The following is a 16,116-nucleotide window of genomic DNA, read 5'->3' on the forward strand; positions in this document are numbered from 1 at the left end:
CCGTGCTAGATTTCACAGCCACTGCGCCATTGCGCGCGGCCGAGCCGCCGGGCCGGAGTTCGATGGGGGGAATGTGTCGCTGCAGCCGGTCAGCCACTTCCCTGCCGACACCACTCGCTCGTTACGTGGCTGGCAGCGTCGCGCCCTGGTGAAGTACCTGGGAACCGAGCCGCGGGACTTCCTGGCCGTGGCCACACCCGGTGCCGGCAAGACGGCCTTCGCCCTGCGGATCTCCGGCGAGCTGATCGCGCACCGGGCCGTCGAGCAGCTCACCGTCGTCGTGCCCACCGAGCACCTCAAGATCCAGTGGGCGCAGGCCGCCGGACGCCAGGGGCTCTCCCTGGACCCGAAGTTCTCCAACTCCAACCCGCAGACCTCGCCGGAGTACCACGGCGTGGTGGTCACCTACGCCCAGGTGGCTGCCCACCCGACCCTGCACCGGGTACGCACCGAACAGCGCAAGACGCTGGTCATCTTCGACGAGATCCACCACGGCGGCGACGCCAAAACCTGGGGTGACGCGATCCGGGAAGCCTTCGGCGACGCCACCCGCCGGCTCGCCCTGACCGGGACCCCGTTCCGCAGCGACGACAGTCCGATCCCGTTCGTGAACTACGAACCCGACGCCGACGGCCTGATGCGATCCAAGGCCGACCACACCTACGGCTACGCCGAGGCGCTGGCCGACGGCGTGGTGCGCCCGGTGGTGTTCATGGCGTACTCGGGGCAGGCCCGCTGGCGGGACAGCGCCGGCGAGGAGCATGAGGCTCGGCTGGGCGAACCGTTGTCGGCCGAGCAGACCGCGCGGGCCTGGCGCACCGCCCTGGACCCGGCCGGCGAATGGATGCCGGCGGTGATCGCGGCGGCCGACCAGCGGCTGCGCCAGAAGCGTGAGCATGTGCCCGACGCGGGCGGCATGATCATCGCCTCGGACCGGACCGCGGCCCGCGCCTATGCGACCCTGCTCACCAAGTTGACCGGCGAGGCGCCCACCGTCGTCCTGTCCGACGACCCTGGGTCGTCGGCCCGCATCTCGGAGTTCTCGGCCAGCAGCAGCCGGTGGCTGGTCGCCGTGCGGATGGTCTCCGAAGGGGTCGACGTGCCGCGCCTGTCGGTCGGGATCTACGCCACCAGCGCCTCGACGCCGCTGTTCTTCGCCCAGGCGATCGGGCGGTTCGTGCGATCCCGCCGAGCGGGCGAGACGGCGAGCATCTTCTTGCCGTCGGTGCCAAACCTGCTGCAACTGGCCAGCGAGCTGGAGGCACAGCGCAACCACGTCCTGGGCAAACCGCACCGCGAATCCGAGGGCGACCCGCTCGACGAGGACCCGGCCACCAAGACCCAGAACGAACCCGGCGAAGAGAAGGGCTTCACCTCGCTGGGCGCCGACGCCGAGCTGGATCAGGTCATCTTCGACGGTTCCTCATTCGGCACCGCCACCCCCGCCGGCAGCGACGAGGAGGCCGATTACCTGGGCATTCCCGGCCTGCTCGACGCCGAACAGATGCGCGCGCTGCTGCATCGGCGCCAGGACGAGCAGCTGCAGCGACGCGCACAAACCGGTATTCCGGCACCGACGATGACCACCCACGGGCAACTGCGGGAGCTGCGCCGCGAACTCAACGCCCTGGTGTCGGTCGCTCACCACCGCACCGGCAAGCCGCACGGCTGGATCCACAACGAGCTGCGCCGCCGCTGCGGCGGGCCGCCGATCGCCGCGGCGACGCGCGATCAGCTCAAGGCACGCATCGACGCCGTGCGCCAATTCAACGCCGAGCAGAGCTAGTCCCCGACCGGTTCGTCCTCCAGAACGACCGCCGGGGCGCCCAGCACGGCCAGCAGGTGCTTCTCCACCGCGGCCCGCGCGTTGAGTTCGGGCGGCACCGCCACGCAGAACACGTCGGCTGCCGTCGACCCGAACGTGTTGACCTTGGCCCACAGGATGTCGGTCTCGGCGCGCTCCAGCGCCCGGGCCAGCAGGGCCAGCAGACCCACCCGGTCCATGGCGCGGACTTCCAAAATCAGCTGACCGGGGGTGTCGGTGTCCAGCCAGAGGATGCGCGGCGGCGCGGTGGAGCGGGTGACCGGCACTCCCACCTGCACCTCCCCGGCGCGGGCGGTGGCCGACAGGGCGGCCTCGCTGTCCCGCTTCTCGAGCATGGCGCAGACGTCGATGTCGCCGTGCAGGGCGCCGACGAACTGCTGCCGCAACAGGTCCGCGGCGGGCGGGGACCCGAAGAGCGGGGACACCACGAATTCGGTGATCACCACTCCCTCGTGAATGTTCACCGACGCGGAATGCACCCGCAGCGAGTTCAGCGCCAGCACGGCGGCGGCCTTGGACACCAGCCCGCGCTGGTCGGGCGCCACCATCACCGCGCACCGGCGTTCGCCGTCGCCCGGTTGCAGCTCCACGTGCACGCCCTGCCGCTCGGCCAGCGAAAGGTAATGTGGCGCAGTCGGTTCCGCCTGCGGCAGCACCTCCCCCGCCATCGCCATGCGGCAGCGGCGCACCAGGTCCTCGACCAGTGAGGCCTTCCAGTCACTCCATACTCCGGGGCCGGTGGCCTTGGAGTCGGCCTCCGACAGGGCGTGCATGAGCTCGAGCAGTTGCGGGTCACCGCCCAGCGCCTCGGACACCGCCTCGATGGTCTTGGGGTCGTTCAGGTCGCTTCGGGTGGCCGTGATGGGCAGCAGCAGATGGTGACGCACCATCTTGGAGATCGTGTCGACGTCGGCGGGCGACAACCCGAGCCGCTGGCCGATCGGAACCACCAGGTCGGCCCCCAGCACGCAGTGGTCCATCCCGCGGCCTTTTCCGATGTCGTGCAGCAGCGCGCCCAGGGCGAGCAGATCCGGTCGCGCCACATTGGTGGTCAGCGGCGCCGCATGCACGGCGCACTCCACGACGTGACGGTCGACGGTCCACTTGTGCGAGACGTCGCGCGGCGGCAGGTCACGGATCGCGTCCCACTCGGGCAGCAACTGGCCCCACAACCCGGTGCGGTCCAGCGCCTCGATGGTGGCCACCGCGGTGGGACCGGCGAGCAGCACCACCAGCAGGTCGTCCAGCGCCTCGCGCGGCCACGGCGTCGGCAGCGGCGGCGCGCTGTCCAGCCGGCTCAGGGTGGCGGCGCCGATCGGGACGCCGGTATCCGCCGCGGCGGCGGCAACCCGCAACACCAGTCCCGGGTCGCTCTCGGGGCGGGCGTCGCGGGCGAGCACGATCTCCCCGGCGTATTCGACGACGCCTTCGTCCAGCGGTCGCCGCTTGGGCCGTCGCATCAGGGCGGTGAGGCCGCGCTTGGGCAGCGCGTTGACGGCGGTGCGCAGGCCGGTGACCGCATGGAAGCTGATGGTTCGCCCGGCACTGGACAGCATGCGGGCCAGGTCGAACCGGTCACCGACCCCCAGCGCCTCGCTGATCTCGTCGGCGAACTGCGCCAGCAGCTGGTCGCGGCCCCGGCGGGACACCACATGCAGTTCGGTGCGGACGTCGAGCAACGTCAGGTAGGCGTCGTCCAGCGAACCGACCGCGGTGTCCGCCCGAGACATGCCGTGGCGGTCGATGAGTTGCGCCAGGGCCAGTGCGTTGAGCAGCTGCACGTCGCGCAGTCCGCCGCGACCCGACTTCAAGTCCGGCTCGGCACGGTGGGCGATGCGGCCCAGCCGCAACCACCGGGCATGCGTCATCTCGACGAGTTCGTCCATGCGGGAACGGATTCCGCTGCGCCACTGACGTTTGATCCCGTCGATCAGTTCGTTCGACAGGGCCTCGGCGCCGGCGATGTGCCGCGCTTCCAGCATGCCCAGCGCGGCGGTGAGATCGGCGTTGGCGGTGGCTAACGCCTCGCTCACCGTGCGCACGCTGTGATCCAGCCGAATGTTGGCGTCCCACAGCGGATACCACAGCTTGTCCGCGATCGGCCCCAGCACTTCGGGCGGCTTGCCGTCGTGCACGAGGACCAGGTCGAGGTCCGAGTACGGCAGCAGCTCACGCCGGCCCAGACCACCGACCGCTACGATCGCGAAGCCGCTGTCGTCGGTGATGCCGATCTCGGAAGCCTTTGCGGTGAGCCAGGTTTCGTGGAGGTCAAGCACCGCCTGCCGCATCTCGGCAGGCTTCATTCCGCGCAGTCCGTCAGACAACAGTTGGCGCCGTGCGGCAGCCAGATCGACTGCCGCAACGGCGCTTCCTGCTTGCGTTTCTTCTGATTCCGAGGGTGAGGGGTCCGACCGGTTCGGTGTCACACCCGGCCGGCCCGTCTGCCTGACTTCAGCAAGGTCGGTCTACCTCACAGGGCGTCAGAACCGCGCTCACCGGTGCGTACCCGCACGATGGTGTCCACGGGGCTGACCCACACCTTGCCGTCGCCGATCTTGCCCGTTCGCGCCGCCCGGACGATGCTGTCCACGACCTTGTCGACGATGGAGTCGTCGACGACGACCTCGATCCGGACCTTGGGCACGAAGTCGACCGAGTACTCAGCGCCCCGGTAAACCTCGGTGTGGCCCTTCTGCCGCCCATAGCCCTGGATTTCGCTGACCGTCATGCCCAGGACGCCGGCGTCCTCCAGGCTGGTCTTGACGTCGTCGAGGGTGAACGGCTTGACGATCGCGGTGATCAGCTTCATTTCTATTCCGCCTCAACTTTCTCGGCCACTCGTGCCTGCAGGCCGTTCGGGGTGTCCGGCAGGCTGGCACGGGGAAGAACCGAACCGCTGGCGACCGCGAAATCGTAGCCGCTTTCAGCGTGCTCCGACTCATCGATGCCCGCCGATTCCTGCTCTGCTCCCAACCGCAGCCCAATGGTGTACTTCAGGATAAGCGCCAGGATCAGCGTGACGACGCCGGAGTAGGCCAGAACCGCGAATGCGCCCGCTGCCTGGCGTTCCAGCTGGTCGATTCCGCCGCCGTAGAACAATCCCTTGGACACGCCGGTCACGCCGTTGATCGCGACGCTCTCGGGTGCGGCCACCAGACCGACCATCAAGGTGCCGGCCAGACCGCCGACCAGGTGCACGCCGACCACGTCGAGCGAGTCGTCGAAGCCGAGCTTGAACTTCAGCCCCACGGCCAGTGCGCACAGCACACCGGCGACCACACCGATGACCAGCGCGCCCAGCGCGTTCACCGACGAGCAGGACGGCGTGATCGCGACCAGCCCGGCGACGATGCCCGAGGCGGCACCCAGGGTGGTGGCGTGGCCGTCGCGGATGCGCTCGGTGAGGAGCCAGGCGAGCATCGCCGCCGCGGTGGCAATCGTGGTGGTGATGAACGTCGACCCCGCGGCGCCGTTCGAGCTGGTCGCCGATCCGGCGTTGAACCCGTACCAGCCGAACCACAGCAAACCGGCGCCGAGCATCACGAACGGCAGGTTGTGCGGGCGGAACAGCGTCGTCGGCCAGCCCTTGCGCTTGCCCAGGACGAGCGCCAGCATGAGGCCCGCCACACCGGCGTTGATGTGCACCGCGGTGCCGCCTGCGAAGTCGATCGCGTGCAGCTTGTTGGCGATCCAGCCGCCCTTCTCAGAGGCGAACCCGTCGAAGGCGAACACCCAGTGCGCGACCGGGAAGTACACCAAGGTGGCCCACAGGCCGGAGAACACCAGCCAGGCACTGAACTTGAGCCGGTCGGCGACCGCGCCGGAGATCAGGGCGACCGTGATGATCGCGAACATCAACTGGAAGGCCACGAACACGGTGGCCGGCAGGGTGCCTGCCAGCGGGATGTCCGTCGCGGCGACGCCCTTGGACGCATCGGCGGCGACCGAGTTGCCCCCGATGAGCCCCTTCAGGCCCCAGTATTCGGTCGGGCTGCCGACAACGTTGCCGGTGTCGTTGCCGAATGCCATGGAGTAGCCGTAAAGCACCCACAGCACCGTCACGACGCCCATCGCGCTGATGCTCATCATGATCATGTTCAGCACGCTCTTGGCACGAACCATGCCGCCGTAGAAGAACGCCAGGCCCGGCGTCATCAGCAGCACGAGTGCCGAACTCGCCAACATCCAGGCCGTATCGCCGGTATTGGGCTGGCCCATCACAGGGAAACTCACTCGCTATCACCTCCAGTCAGCGTTGGGAGGGCCCCAGAAGATGACTGGTGACCTGACGAGAACCTTGCGCATAAGTTGTTGCGGCAATGGAGCCGCCGTGTTTCGTCAGGATTAACGTAAAAGTTGCTGTGTAAGAGCTTTCAGCCCAGCAGCGCGTCGACGAATGCCGCCGGTTCGAACGGCGCCAGGTCGTCGGCGCCCTCGCCCAGCCCGACCAGCTTCACCGGCACGCCCAGTTCCTGCTGGACGCGGAACACGATGCCGCCCTTGGCCGTTCCGTCCAGCTTGGTCAGTACCGCGCCAGTGATGTCGACAACCTCGGCGAACACCTTGGCCTGAGCCAGCCCGTTCTGCCCGATGGTGGCATCGAGAACGAGCAGCACCTCGTCCACGGCGGCGCGGCGGGTAACCACGCGTTTGACCTTGCCGAGTTCGTCCATCAGGCCGACCTTGGTGTGCAGCCGGCCCGCGGTGTCGATAAGGACGACGTCGGCACCGGCCTGGATGCCCTTGTCGACGGCGTCGAACGCCACCGAGGCCGGGTCCGCGCCCTCGGCGCCGCGCACCACTTCCGCACCGACCCGTGAGGCCCAGGTTTGCAGCTGGTCGGCCGCGGCAGCCCGGAACGTGTCGGCCGCACCGAGGACCACGCGGCGCCCGTCGGCCACCAGCACACGGGCCAGCTTGCCGACCGTGGTGGTCTTTCCGGTGCCGTTGACGCCGACGACCAGCAGCACCGACGGGTGGTCGGCGTGCGGCAGCGCCCGGATGGAACGGTCCATCTCCGGGTGCAGCTCTTTGATCAGCACGTCGCGCAGCACCGCCCGCGCGTCGGCTTCGGTACGGACATTGCTGCTGGCCAGCCGGGTTCGCAGCTGGGATACCACCGCTTCGGTCACCACCGGGCCCAGATCCGCGACCAGCAGCGTGTCCTCGACGTCCTGCCAGGAGTCCTCGTCCAGGTCGCCGCCACCGATCAGGCCCAGCATGCTGCGGCCCAGCGCATTCTGCGACCGGGCCAGCCGGCCGCGCAGCCGCTCCAGTCGTCCTTCCGTGGGCTCGATCGCTTCGATCTGCGGCGCCTCGGGTTCGGGCGCCGGTGTCGGTTCGGGCTCGGGTGTCGGCTCGGGTGTCGGCTCGGGTGCGACCTCTTCGACCGTCGGTTCGGGAAGGTGGACCTCGGCGATGGGACGCTTGGGCGCGTCGCGCGGAATGGTGGCGTCGTCACCGACGGCGGGCAGTCCGGTGGTGTCGATCCGCTCTGGTTGCAGCGTCGGGGTCTGGCTGAAGCTGATGCCGGAGGACGCGGTGTAACCCCCGGAGCGGTCGATGGCGTCGGGCGTGGCTTTCGGCGCCAACTTGATCTGGCGCTTGCGGTAGCGCACCAGGCCGAAGACCAGCGCGGCGATGATGACCAGGGCGGCGATGACCGCGATGGCGATCCAAAGACCTTGCGACACGCTGATGAATCCTTCCCAGAACATGGGGGCGGTAGGGGCTGGCCAACTAGCTAGCCCCACGCTACGGGCAACCTACGAAGAGTTGGCCACCAGCCGGTCCACCTGCTGACCGCGGATGCGCTGCGAGATGACGGCGGTGATCCCGTCGCCCTGCATCGTCACGCCGTACAGCGCGTCGGCCACCTCCATGGTCGGCTTCTGGTGGGTGATGATGATCAGCTGCGACCGGTCCCGCAGCATCTCGAACAGGCTGATCAGCCGGCGCAGGTTGGTGTCGTCGAGCGCCGCCTCAACCTCGTCCATGATGTAGAACGGCGACGGGCGGGCCCGGAAGATGGCGACCAGCATGGCCACCGCGGTCAGCGCCTTCTCGCCGCCGGACAGCAAAGACAACCGGGTGACCTTCTTGCCGGGCGGGCGGGCCTCGACCTCGATCCCGGTGGTGAGCATGTCGTCGGGCTGGGTCAGCCGCAGCCGGCCCTCGCCGCCGGGGAACAGGGCGGTGAACACTATCTGGAATTCCCGCTCGACGTCGACGAATGCCTCGCTGAACACCTGCAGGATCCGGGCGTCGACGTCGGCGACCACGTCCAGCAGATCCTTGCGGGCCGCCTTCACGTCCTCGAGCTGGGTGGACAGGAAGTTGTACCGCTCCTCCAGCGCGGCAAACTCCTCGAGGGCGAGCGGGTTGACCCTGCCGAGCTCGTTGAGCTCACGCTCGGCCCGTTTGGCCCGGCGCTCCTGGGACGTGCGGTCGAACGGCATCGGAGCGGGGGCCACCACCTGCTCCCCCCGCTCCCTGGCCTGCTCGAACTCGGCCATCTCCAGGTCGGTCGGCGGCAGCGGGACGTCCGGGCCGTATTCGGCGATCAGGTCGGCCGGCGCCATCCCGAACTGCTCGAGCACCATCTGCTCGAGCTGCTCGATCCGCAGCGCCGCCTGCGCGTTGGCCACCTCGTCGCGGTGCAGCGAATCGGTGAGTGCGGCCACCCGCGCGCTCAGCAGGTTCGTCTCTTCCCGTACCGCCGTCAGGGCCGTGGACCGCTGCTGCCGCTCGGCAGCCAGCCCGTCACGCATCAGCGAAGCGGCATCGACGACGCGGCTGAGCCGCCGGGCCAGCAGCCGCCCGGACTCGGCCACCGCCGCCGCCACCGCCGCGGCGCGCAGCCGGGCGGCCGCCGCTTGCTCGGCCCTGATCCGCGCCTCGCGCTCGGCCGCCGCCGCGCGGCGCAGCGAATCGGCTCGTCCCCGCACCGCGTTGGCGCGCTCCTCGGCGGTGCGCACGGTCAGCCGGGCCTCGACCTCGAAGCTGCGTGCCGCGTCCGCCGCAGCCGCGATCTCCTGCCGGTCCACCGGCTCGGCCTGCTCGACGTGCTCGGTCTCCTGCGCGTTGCGCAGCCGGGTCTCGAGTTCGACGACCTCCTCGAGTGTCCGGGTCCGGCCGGCTTCCAGCTCCTCGCGCTGGGCCAGCAGCCTGTTCCACTCCTCCTCGGCCGTTCTGGCCTCCTGCCCCAGCCGGCCGAGCTGGTCGTACATCGCCGAGATCGCCGTGTCGGACTCGTTGAGAGCGGCCAGTGCGTGCTCGGCGGCATCCTGGCGGGCGGACTGCTCGGTCAACGCGCCGGACAGCGCGGCACTGAGCTGCGCTACCTGCGACTCCGCGGCCGCCAACTCGTCGCGCGCCTTCTCGATCTCCGAGGCGATCTCCAGCGTCGACACCTTGCGGTCGGAGCCGCCGCTCACCCAGCCCGCACCCACCAGGTCGCCGTCGAGTGTCACCGCCCGCAGCTGAGGATGGTTGGTGACCAGCTCCAGTGCCGCGCCCAGTTCGTCGACGACCGCAACGCCGGAGAGCATGGCCACCATCGCCCCGCGCAACCGCGGCGGCGTCTCGATCAGGTCCAGCGCCCACACCGCGCCACCCGGCAGACCGATCGCCGGGTGCGGCGGCGCCGGCCAGTCGCCCAGCACCAGCGCCGCGCGGCCGCCGTCGGCCTGTTTGAGCGCGGCGACTGCGGTGCGCGCGGCGCCCAGACTGTCGACCGCCAGCCCGTCGGCCGCCGACCCCAGTACCGTCGCCAGCGCAGCCTCATAACCCGGCCGCACCTTGACCAGTTCCGCGACCGAACCGAAAAGCCCTGCGGCGCTGTGGTTCCGGGCGAGCCACGCGGTGCCGTCCTTGCGTTCCAGGCTCACCGACAGCGCGTCGATGCGAGCCCGCAGCGACGCAACCTGGCGTTCGGCGGCACGTTCGGCGGCCTGCAGTTCGGTGACCCGTTCGTCGGTCAGCCGCAGCGCGGCCACCGTCCGCTCGTGGTGCTCGTCGAGGCCGACCTCACCCTGGTCCAGTTCCCCGACCCGGCTCTGCACGCCCTCGAACTCGGCGCGGGTGTGCTCCACCCGGGCGGCGGCGTGTTCGATCCGCTCGGACAACCGCGCCACGCTGTCGTCGATCGACTCGACCCGCGCCCGCATCGTCTCGACCTGACCGGCCAGCCGCGCCAGACCCTCCCGCCGGTCGGCTTCCGCGCGAACCGCCGCCAGGTGCGCCTTGTCGGCCTCCACCGCACGGCGCTCCCGCTCGGCCAGCTCGGCACGGGCGGCATCCAACCGGGTCCGGGCTTCGGCCAGCTCGGCCAGCAGCTGCTCCTCGAAGAGCGCCACCTGCTCGGCCTCGGCTTCCAGCGCATCGGGGTCGGTGTCGCTGGTCCGTGACGGCTCGACGTCGAGATGGTGGGCACGTTCGCTGGCGATGCGCACCGTCGCGCCGACCCGTTCGGCCAGGGCCGACAGCCGGAACCAGGTCTGCTGGACCGCTTCGGCGCGTTGAGACAACTCGGCCAGCGACGCCTCGTGCGCGGCCAGCTCCTCGGACGCCACCGAGAGCCGGGCGGCGGCCTCGTCGTGCTCGCGCCGCATCGTGGTCTCGGTGTCGAAGATCGCCTGCCGCTCGGAGCGGCGGTTGACCAGGTCGTCGGCGGCCAGCCGCAGGCGGGCGTCGCGCAGATCGGCCTGGATGGTCTGGGCCCGGCGAGCCACCTCGGCCTGGCGGCCGAGCGGTTTGAGCTGGCGCCGCAACTCGGTGGTCAGATCGGACAGGCGCGCCAGGTTCGCGGCCATCGCGTCGAGTTTGCGCAGCGCCTTTTCCTTGCGCTTGCGGTGCTTGAGCACGCCGGCGGCCTCTTCGATGAAGGCCCGACGGTCCTCGGGGCGCGACTGCAGGATCTCGTCCAGCTTGCCCTGGCCGACGATCACGTGCATCTCCCGGCCGATGCCGGAGTCGCTCAAGAGCTCCTGCACATCCATCAAACGGCAACTGCTGCCGTTGATTTCGTACTCGCTGGCGCCGTCGCGGAACATCCGGCGGGTGATCGAGACCTCGGAGTAGTCGATCGGCAGCGCGTTGTCGGAGTTGTCGATGGTGACGGTGACCTCGGCGCGGCCCAGCGGCGCGCGCGAGGAGGTCCCGGCGAAGATGACGTCTTCCATCTTCCCGCCGCGCAGGGTCTTGGCCCCCTGCTCCCCCATCACCCAGGCCAGCGCGTCGACCACGTTGGACTTGCCCGATCCGTTGGGCCCGACGACGGCGGTGATGCCCGGCTCGAAACGCAGAGTCGTTGGCGCGGCGAAGGACTTGAAGCCCTTCAGCGTCAGACTCTTGAGGTACACGAGGGGCCAGATTACCGCTGCGCGCCCGCGGCCCTGCTCGCTCGGGGCGTGTCAGCGGTGGGTGATCGGGCCACTTTCACACCGCTGGCCCATCGAGTCGCTCTGACACCATGGGCACCAGCCCGGCTATCGCTCGACGAAACCGCTGAACTGCTCCGTCGGCTCCGACCAGTCGGCAACCACCTTGTCGACCCGGCCCGGCGTGCTGTCACCGCGCAGTAGCTCGAGGAGCCGCTCGCCGCCCTCGCGCGGGCCGTTGGCCACCACCAGCACGCGGCCGTCCGCCTGGTTGGCCGCGTATCCGGTCAGGCCCTGCTCCAGCGCCCGGCAGCGGGTCCACCAGCGAAATCCCACGCCCTGGACATGGCCGTGCACCCAGGCGGTCAACCGCACCTCAGGCATCGACCACCTCGAATGTCACGGTGGTGCCCGATTTCAGCGTGCGCCCGACGGTGCAGACCGCGTCGATGGCCCGGTTGACGACGGTGACCAGGCGCTCCTTCTCCTGCTCGGTGAGACCCGAGAGATCCAGTTCGAGCTTCTCCTCGAGCAGGGGGTAGGTCTCGTTGTCCCGGTCAGCGGCACCGGACACTTTGACCACCGCCCGGTAGTCGTCGCCGAGGCGGCGGGCCAGCGGCTGATCGCTGGACATGCCGCTGCAGGCGGCCAGTGCGATCTTCATCAGCTCCCCGGGAGTGAACACGCCGTCGACGTCCTCGCTGCCGACCAGTACCTGTGCTCCTCGCGAGCTGTGCCCGGTGTACCGGCGTGTGCCCGTGCGCTCCACCCACAGTTCCGTCATGGCTCCCTTTTTACTGGGTGATGTGGTTTGACCCGTCGCGAGCGTCCGCGAAATGCCGGCCGCAGCGGCGTGTCTGCGGCAACACGCGCACGCTCACCGCGCTGAAGGGCGGCGGCCGGGCCGCTCCCTAACGCCGCGGCCTCGGCTGGCACCGCGGACAGTAGAACGACGAGCGGTTCATGAACTTCTCCCGGCGCATCACCGCTCCGCACCGCCGGCAGTTCTCGCCCTCGCGGCCGTAAGCGTCCAGCGAACGGTCGAAGTAGCCCGATTCGCCGTTGACATTGACGTACAGCGAATCGAACGATGTACCGCCCTTTGCCAGCGCCTCGCGCATCACCTCGGCGGCGGCATCGAGCACGGACGTCAGCTTGGGGCGGGACAGTGTGGCGGCGACCCGCGCGCCGTTGACCTTGGCCCGCCACAGCGCCTCATCGGCGTATATGTTGCCGATTCCCGACACCACCTGCTGGTCCAGCAGCTGCCGTTTGATCTCGGAATACTTGCGCCGCAACACCTCGACCACCGCTTGGGCGTCGAACCGCGGATCGAGCGGATCCCGGGCCAGGTGCGCGACGGGTTCTGGAACCACGCTGCCGTCCACGGTCACCAGGTCGGCCAGCATCCATCCGCCGAACGTCCGCTGATCGGCGAAACTCAGCACCGTGCCGTCGTCGAGCAACGCAGAGATCCGGACGTGCTCGGCCCGCGGCACCGCACCCAGCAACATCTGGCCGCTCATGCCCAGGTGGACGACCAGCGCGGTGTCCGGCTCGGCCTCGCCCGTGTCCGGGGTGCTCAGCGTCAGCCACAGGTACTTACCGCGCCGGTCGGTTCCGGTGATGCGGGCGTCGAGCAGGCGCCCGGTGAGGTCCGAGGGCCCGGCTTCGTGCCGGCGGACGGCGCGGGGGTGGTGGACCCGGACGCCCGTGATCGTCTTGCCCACCACATGGGTCTGCAGGCCGCGCCGCACCACCTCGACTTCAGGTAGTTCGGGCATCGCACCTCACGCGGACGACTTCCCCGCAGAGTCCAGTGCCTCCAAAGCCTCCAGCGCCTTGTACGCCGCCGAGGCCGCCTTCTGCTCGGCTTCTTTCTTGGAGCGCCCCACCCCGGACCCGTACTCGGTCTCCATCACCACCACGACGGCGGTGAACTCCTTGTCGTGGTCCGGGCCGGTGGAGGTCACCACGTACGACGGCGGACCCAGCGCACGCGCCGCGGTCAGCTCCTGCAGGCTGGTCTTCCAGTCCAGGCCGGCGCCCAGCGTCGGAGCGGCGTCCAGCAGCGGGCCGAACAACCGCAGGATGGTCTCGCGCGCCACCTCGATGCCGTGCTCCAGGTAAATCGCACCCAGCAGCGATTCCATCCCGTCGGCCAGGATGCTGGACTTGTCGGCGCCACCGGTGTTCGCCTCACCGCGGCCCAGCAGCACGTGTGCGCCCAGTCCCTCGTCGGTGAGGCTGCGCGCGACGTCGGCGAGCGCATGCGTGTTCACGACGCTGGCCCGAAGTTTGGCCAGGTCGCCCTCGGAACGGTCCGGATGCCGGTGGTACAGCTCGTCGGTGACGGTCAGCCCCAGCACCGCGTCGCCCAGGAACTCCAAGCGCTCGTTGGTGGGCAGCCCGCCGTTCTCGTAGGCGTAGCTGCGGTGCGTCAACGCCAGCGAAAGCAGTTCCTCGGGCAGGTCGACACCGAGCGCATCAAGCAGTGTCTGTGGCGACGGGCTCACGGCTCACCCCGCTCTTCGGTGTCCCCGTCGTTCTGTTCCGGCAGCATCCCGGCCAGCTTGGCCCACCTCGGGTCGATCTGCTCATGCCGGTGTCCGGGCTCGGCAGAAAGGGAAACCCCGCACTGCGGACACAACCCCGGGCAATCCGGCGAACACACCGGAGAGAAGGGCAATTCGAGCCCGACGGCGTCGATGATGGGCTGCTCGAGGTTGACCATCTGATCGACGACGTGACCCACCTCGTCTTCCTCGGTGGTGGCCTCGGTGGCACTGTCCGGATAGGCGAACAGCTCCGTCAGCCCCACCTGCACCCGGCCCTTGATCGGTGACAGGCAGCGGGAGCACTCGCCTTCGGTCGGCGCTTCCACCGTGCCCGTCACCAGCACGCCTTCGGACACCGATTCCACCCGCAGATCCAGGTCCAGCGGCGCGCCGGGCTGGATGGCGATCAACTCCACCCCGATGCGCGACGGACTGTCCACGGTGTCATGGATCTCGAACATGGAACCCGGCCGTCGTCCCAACCGGGCGACGTCGATGGTCAACGGGGTGAGAGCGCGTCGCTGCGCCGTGTGGCCGTGCTGCCTTGCCATACGGGAATCCTACGGCGCGCAGCCCGCAGGTCTACTGCTTATGGCGCCGCGGACTACCGGGTTACGTAGTCGTGCGTGCCCGCTGCGGTGCGCAGCTGGTGACGGCCCCGACCGACCGAGCGCAGCGTGCCGTTGAGGAACTCCTCGAATTCGGCCAGCTTGTTGTCGACGTAGATGTCGCATTCGCCGCGCAACCGGTCGGCCTCGGCGTGTGCCGTGTCGATGAGCCGGGTGGATTCGGCATGGGCGGCCTGAACCACCTCGTTCTGCGATATCAACCGCTGCTGTTCCTTGATGCCTTCCTGCACGGCCTTCTCATAGGAGATGTTGCCGTTCTCGATCAGCCGGTCGCATTCGGTCTTGGCGCGGCTGACGCTGGCCTCGTACTCCCGCTTCGCCGAGGCCGCGATGCGCATGGCCTCTTCGCGCGCCTCGCCGACCATCCGCTCACTGTGCTGACGCGCCTCACTGACCATCCGGTCGGCTTGGGCCTTCGCGTCGGACAGCAACCGGTCGGCCTCGGCGCGGGCATGGTTGATCATCGACTCGGACTCGGTCGTCGCCGAGGACACCATCGAGTCGGCGTGCGACTTCGCGTCGTGCAGCATCGAATCACGCGCGTCCAGCACGTCCTGGGCATCGTCGAGTTCGCCGGGGATCGCGTCCTTGATGTCGTCGATCAGCTCCAGCACATCGCCGCGTGGCACAACGCAGCCCGCCGTCATGGGCACGCCACGGGCTTCTTCGACAATGGCGCTCAACTCGTCCAGCGCTTCAAAGACTCGGTACACGGCCATACCCTCCTGGCGTTATTTGTTGTTACCAGTGTGCCTGGTGTTACGTCTGTGACAGTGGTGATGACGCCGGTGTGTCGGCCTCAATTTTCGCCGACCCGGCCCCGCCGGCCGCAGACGCTCCGTATTCACATGGTTTGCCCACCAGACTATCGCCGCAGGCCCGGGCGGGGCAGGGCATTGGCGAGGGTCGGCCTCGTCCCGGTCGCCGCGAAAGCGATCCGCTTGTTTCCGAAGCCACGCTATGCTGGCGCGGTGCACGGGAGTTCGGCCAACACCGACAAAGGTGAGAATTCCGACAAACCCACGCTGTATATCTTCCCGCACGCCGGTGGGACCGCGAAGGATTACGTTCCGTTCTCCCGCGAATTTTCGGGCAATATCAAACGCATCGCCGTTCAGTATCCCGGCCAACGGGACGGAGCGGGACTGCCACCGCTGTCCAGTATTCCCGGCCTCGCCGACGAAATTTTCGCGATGATGAAGCCGGCCGCCCGGCCCGATGTTCCGGTCGCCTTCTTCGGACACAGCATGGGTGGAATGTTGGCATTCGAGGTCGCGTTGCGCTTCCAGTCGGCCGGCTATAACGTGCTCGCTTTTTTTGTGTCGGCCTGTTCGGCGCCCGGACACATTCGCTACAAACAGATCAAAGGGATGTCCGATAGCGAGATGTTGAACCTGGTCGCGCAGATGACCGGGATGAATCCGGAATTCTTCAACGACGAGGAGTTTCTGGTTGGCGTGCTGCCGACCCTGCGGGCGGCACGTGCCATCGCCGGTTACGACAGCCCACCGGAGACGAGGCTGGCGTGTCCCATCTACGCATACATCGGGGACAAGGACTGGATCGCGACCCGGGACGACATGGCGCCGTGGGGCGACCGAACCACCTCCGAGTTCGCCTTGCGAGTGTTAACTGGCGATCACTTCTACCTGAACAACAATTTGCCGGAACTGGTCAACGACATCGAGACCAGGACCCTGGAGTGGGCTGACTGAGTTTCGCCG

At 68.9% G+C, this 16,116-nt stretch carries 13 protein-coding genes; 2 read left to right on the top strand and 11 right to left on the bottom strand.

The annotated features are described in order from the left end of the window. The first annotated feature begins 79 nt into the window (after window positions 1-79). Entirely contained in the window at window positions 80-1,786 is a 1,707-nt protein-coding gene (locus AO501_RS10015) for a DEAD/DEAH box helicase (RefSeq protein ID WP_055577588.1), read from the top strand. On the opposite strand, the gene AO501_RS10020 is transcribed toward AO501_RS10015, so the two are convergent. From AO501_RS10020 to sepIVA, 11 genes are all read right to left on the bottom strand, one after another. Further along, the gene (locus tag AO501_RS10020) at window positions 1,783-4,251 is read right to left on the bottom strand and encodes a [protein-PII] uridylyltransferase (protein ID WP_082658523.1); all 2,469 of its coding nucleotides are present in this window, start codon (window positions 4,249-4,251) and stop codon (window positions 1,783-1,785) included. The genes AO501_RS10015 and AO501_RS10020 overlap by 4 nt on opposite strands. A gap of 44 nt (window positions 4,252-4,295) precedes the next feature. Continuing rightward, a complete protein-coding gene (glnB, locus tag AO501_RS10025) occupies window positions 4,296-4,634 on the bottom strand; it encodes a nitrogen regulatory protein P-II (RefSeq protein ID WP_055577570.1) in 339 nt (112 codons plus the stop codon). 2 nt (window positions 4,635-4,636) lie between these two features. After that, entirely contained in the window at window positions 4,637-6,043 is a 1,407-nt protein-coding gene (locus AO501_RS10030) for an ammonium transporter (RefSeq protein WP_055577571.1), read from the bottom strand. Between the two features lie 155 nt (window positions 6,044-6,198). Further along, window positions 6,199-7,518, bottom strand: coding sequence for a signal recognition particle-docking protein FtsY (gene ftsY, locus AO501_RS10035; protein WP_055577590.1), 1,320 nt, complete (start codon window positions 7,516-7,518; stop codon window positions 6,199-6,201). Between the two features lie 72 nt (window positions 7,519-7,590). Continuing rightward, complete coding sequence (gene smc / locus AO501_RS10040) at window positions 7,591-11,187, bottom strand: chromosome segregation protein SMC (protein WP_055577572.1); 3,597 nt, start codon at window positions 11,185-11,187, stop codon at window positions 7,591-7,593. Window positions 11,188-11,313: 126 nt separating this feature from the next. Beyond that, window positions 11,314-11,589: an acylphosphatase gene (locus AO501_RS10045; RefSeq protein ID WP_055577573.1), complete on the bottom strand. Its 276-nt coding sequence runs from the start codon at window positions 11,587-11,589 to the stop codon at window positions 11,314-11,316. After that, complete coding sequence (locus AO501_RS10050; RefSeq protein ID WP_055577574.1) at window positions 11,582-11,989, bottom strand: OsmC family protein; 408 nt, start codon at window positions 11,987-11,989, stop codon at window positions 11,582-11,584. Before AO501_RS10050 ends, AO501_RS10045 begins: the two co-directional genes overlap by 8 nt. A gap of 127 nt (window positions 11,990-12,116) precedes the next feature. Then, complete coding sequence (mutM, locus tag AO501_RS10055; protein ID WP_055577575.1) at window positions 12,117-12,989, bottom strand: DNA-formamidopyrimidine glycosylase; 873 nt, start codon at window positions 12,987-12,989, stop codon at window positions 12,117-12,119. A 6-nt stretch (window positions 12,990-12,995) separates the two neighbouring features. Continuing rightward, entirely contained in the window at window positions 12,996-13,721 is a 726-nt protein-coding gene (gene rnc, locus AO501_RS10060; RefSeq protein WP_055577576.1) for a ribonuclease III, read from the bottom strand. Further along, the gene (locus tag AO501_RS10065; protein WP_082658524.1) at window positions 13,718-14,314 is read right to left on the bottom strand and encodes a YceD family protein; all 597 of its coding nucleotides are present in this window, start codon (window positions 14,312-14,314) and stop codon (window positions 13,718-13,720) included. The genes rnc and AO501_RS10065 overlap by 4 nt, the downstream gene beginning before the upstream one ends. 53 nt (window positions 14,315-14,367) lie before the next feature. Continuing rightward, entirely contained in the window at window positions 14,368-15,105 is a 738-nt protein-coding gene (sepIVA, locus tag AO501_RS10070) for a cell division protein SepIVA (protein WP_055577592.1), read from the bottom strand. A 222-nt stretch (window positions 15,106-15,327) separates the two neighbouring features. On the opposite strand from sepIVA, the gene AO501_RS10075 reads away from it, so the two are divergent. Further along, on the top strand, window positions 15,328-16,107 hold the full coding sequence (locus tag AO501_RS10075; RefSeq protein WP_231752428.1) for a thioesterase II family protein: 780 nt from the start codon (window positions 15,328-15,330) through the stop codon (window positions 16,105-16,107). Window positions 16,108-16,116 lie beyond the last annotated feature (9 nt).

The organism is Mycobacterium gordonae, assembly GCF_001417955.2.
Lineage (GTDB): Bacteria > Actinomycetota > Actinomycetes > Mycobacteriales > Mycobacteriaceae > Mycobacterium > Mycobacterium gordonae_B.

What these genes read in the sequence shown, in the direction of transcription:
- glnB (WP_055577570.1), bottom strand. Translation starts at nt 4,634, where the DNA reads ATGAAGCTGATCACCGCGATCGTCAAGCCGTTCACCCTCGACGACGTC.
- AO501_RS10030 (WP_055577571.1), bottom strand. Translation starts at nt 6,043, where the DNA reads ATGGGCCAGCCCAATACCGGCGATACGGCCTGGATGTTGGCGAGTTCG.
- AO501_RS10045 (WP_055577573.1), bottom strand. Translation starts at nt 11,589, where the DNA reads ATGCCTGAGGTGCGGTTGACCGCCTGGGTGCACGGCCATGTCCAGGGC.
- AO501_RS10050 (WP_055577574.1), bottom strand. Translation starts at nt 11,989, where the DNA reads ATGACGGAACTGTGGGTGGAGCGCACGGGCACACGCCGGTACACCGGG.
- mutM (WP_055577575.1), bottom strand. Translation starts at nt 12,989, where the DNA reads ATGCCCGAACTACCTGAAGTCGAGGTGGTGCGGCGCGGCCTGCAGACC.
- AO501_RS10065 (WP_082658524.1), bottom strand. Translation starts at nt 14,314, where the DNA reads ATGGCAAGGCAGCACGGCCACACGGCGCAGCGACGCGCTCTCACCCCG.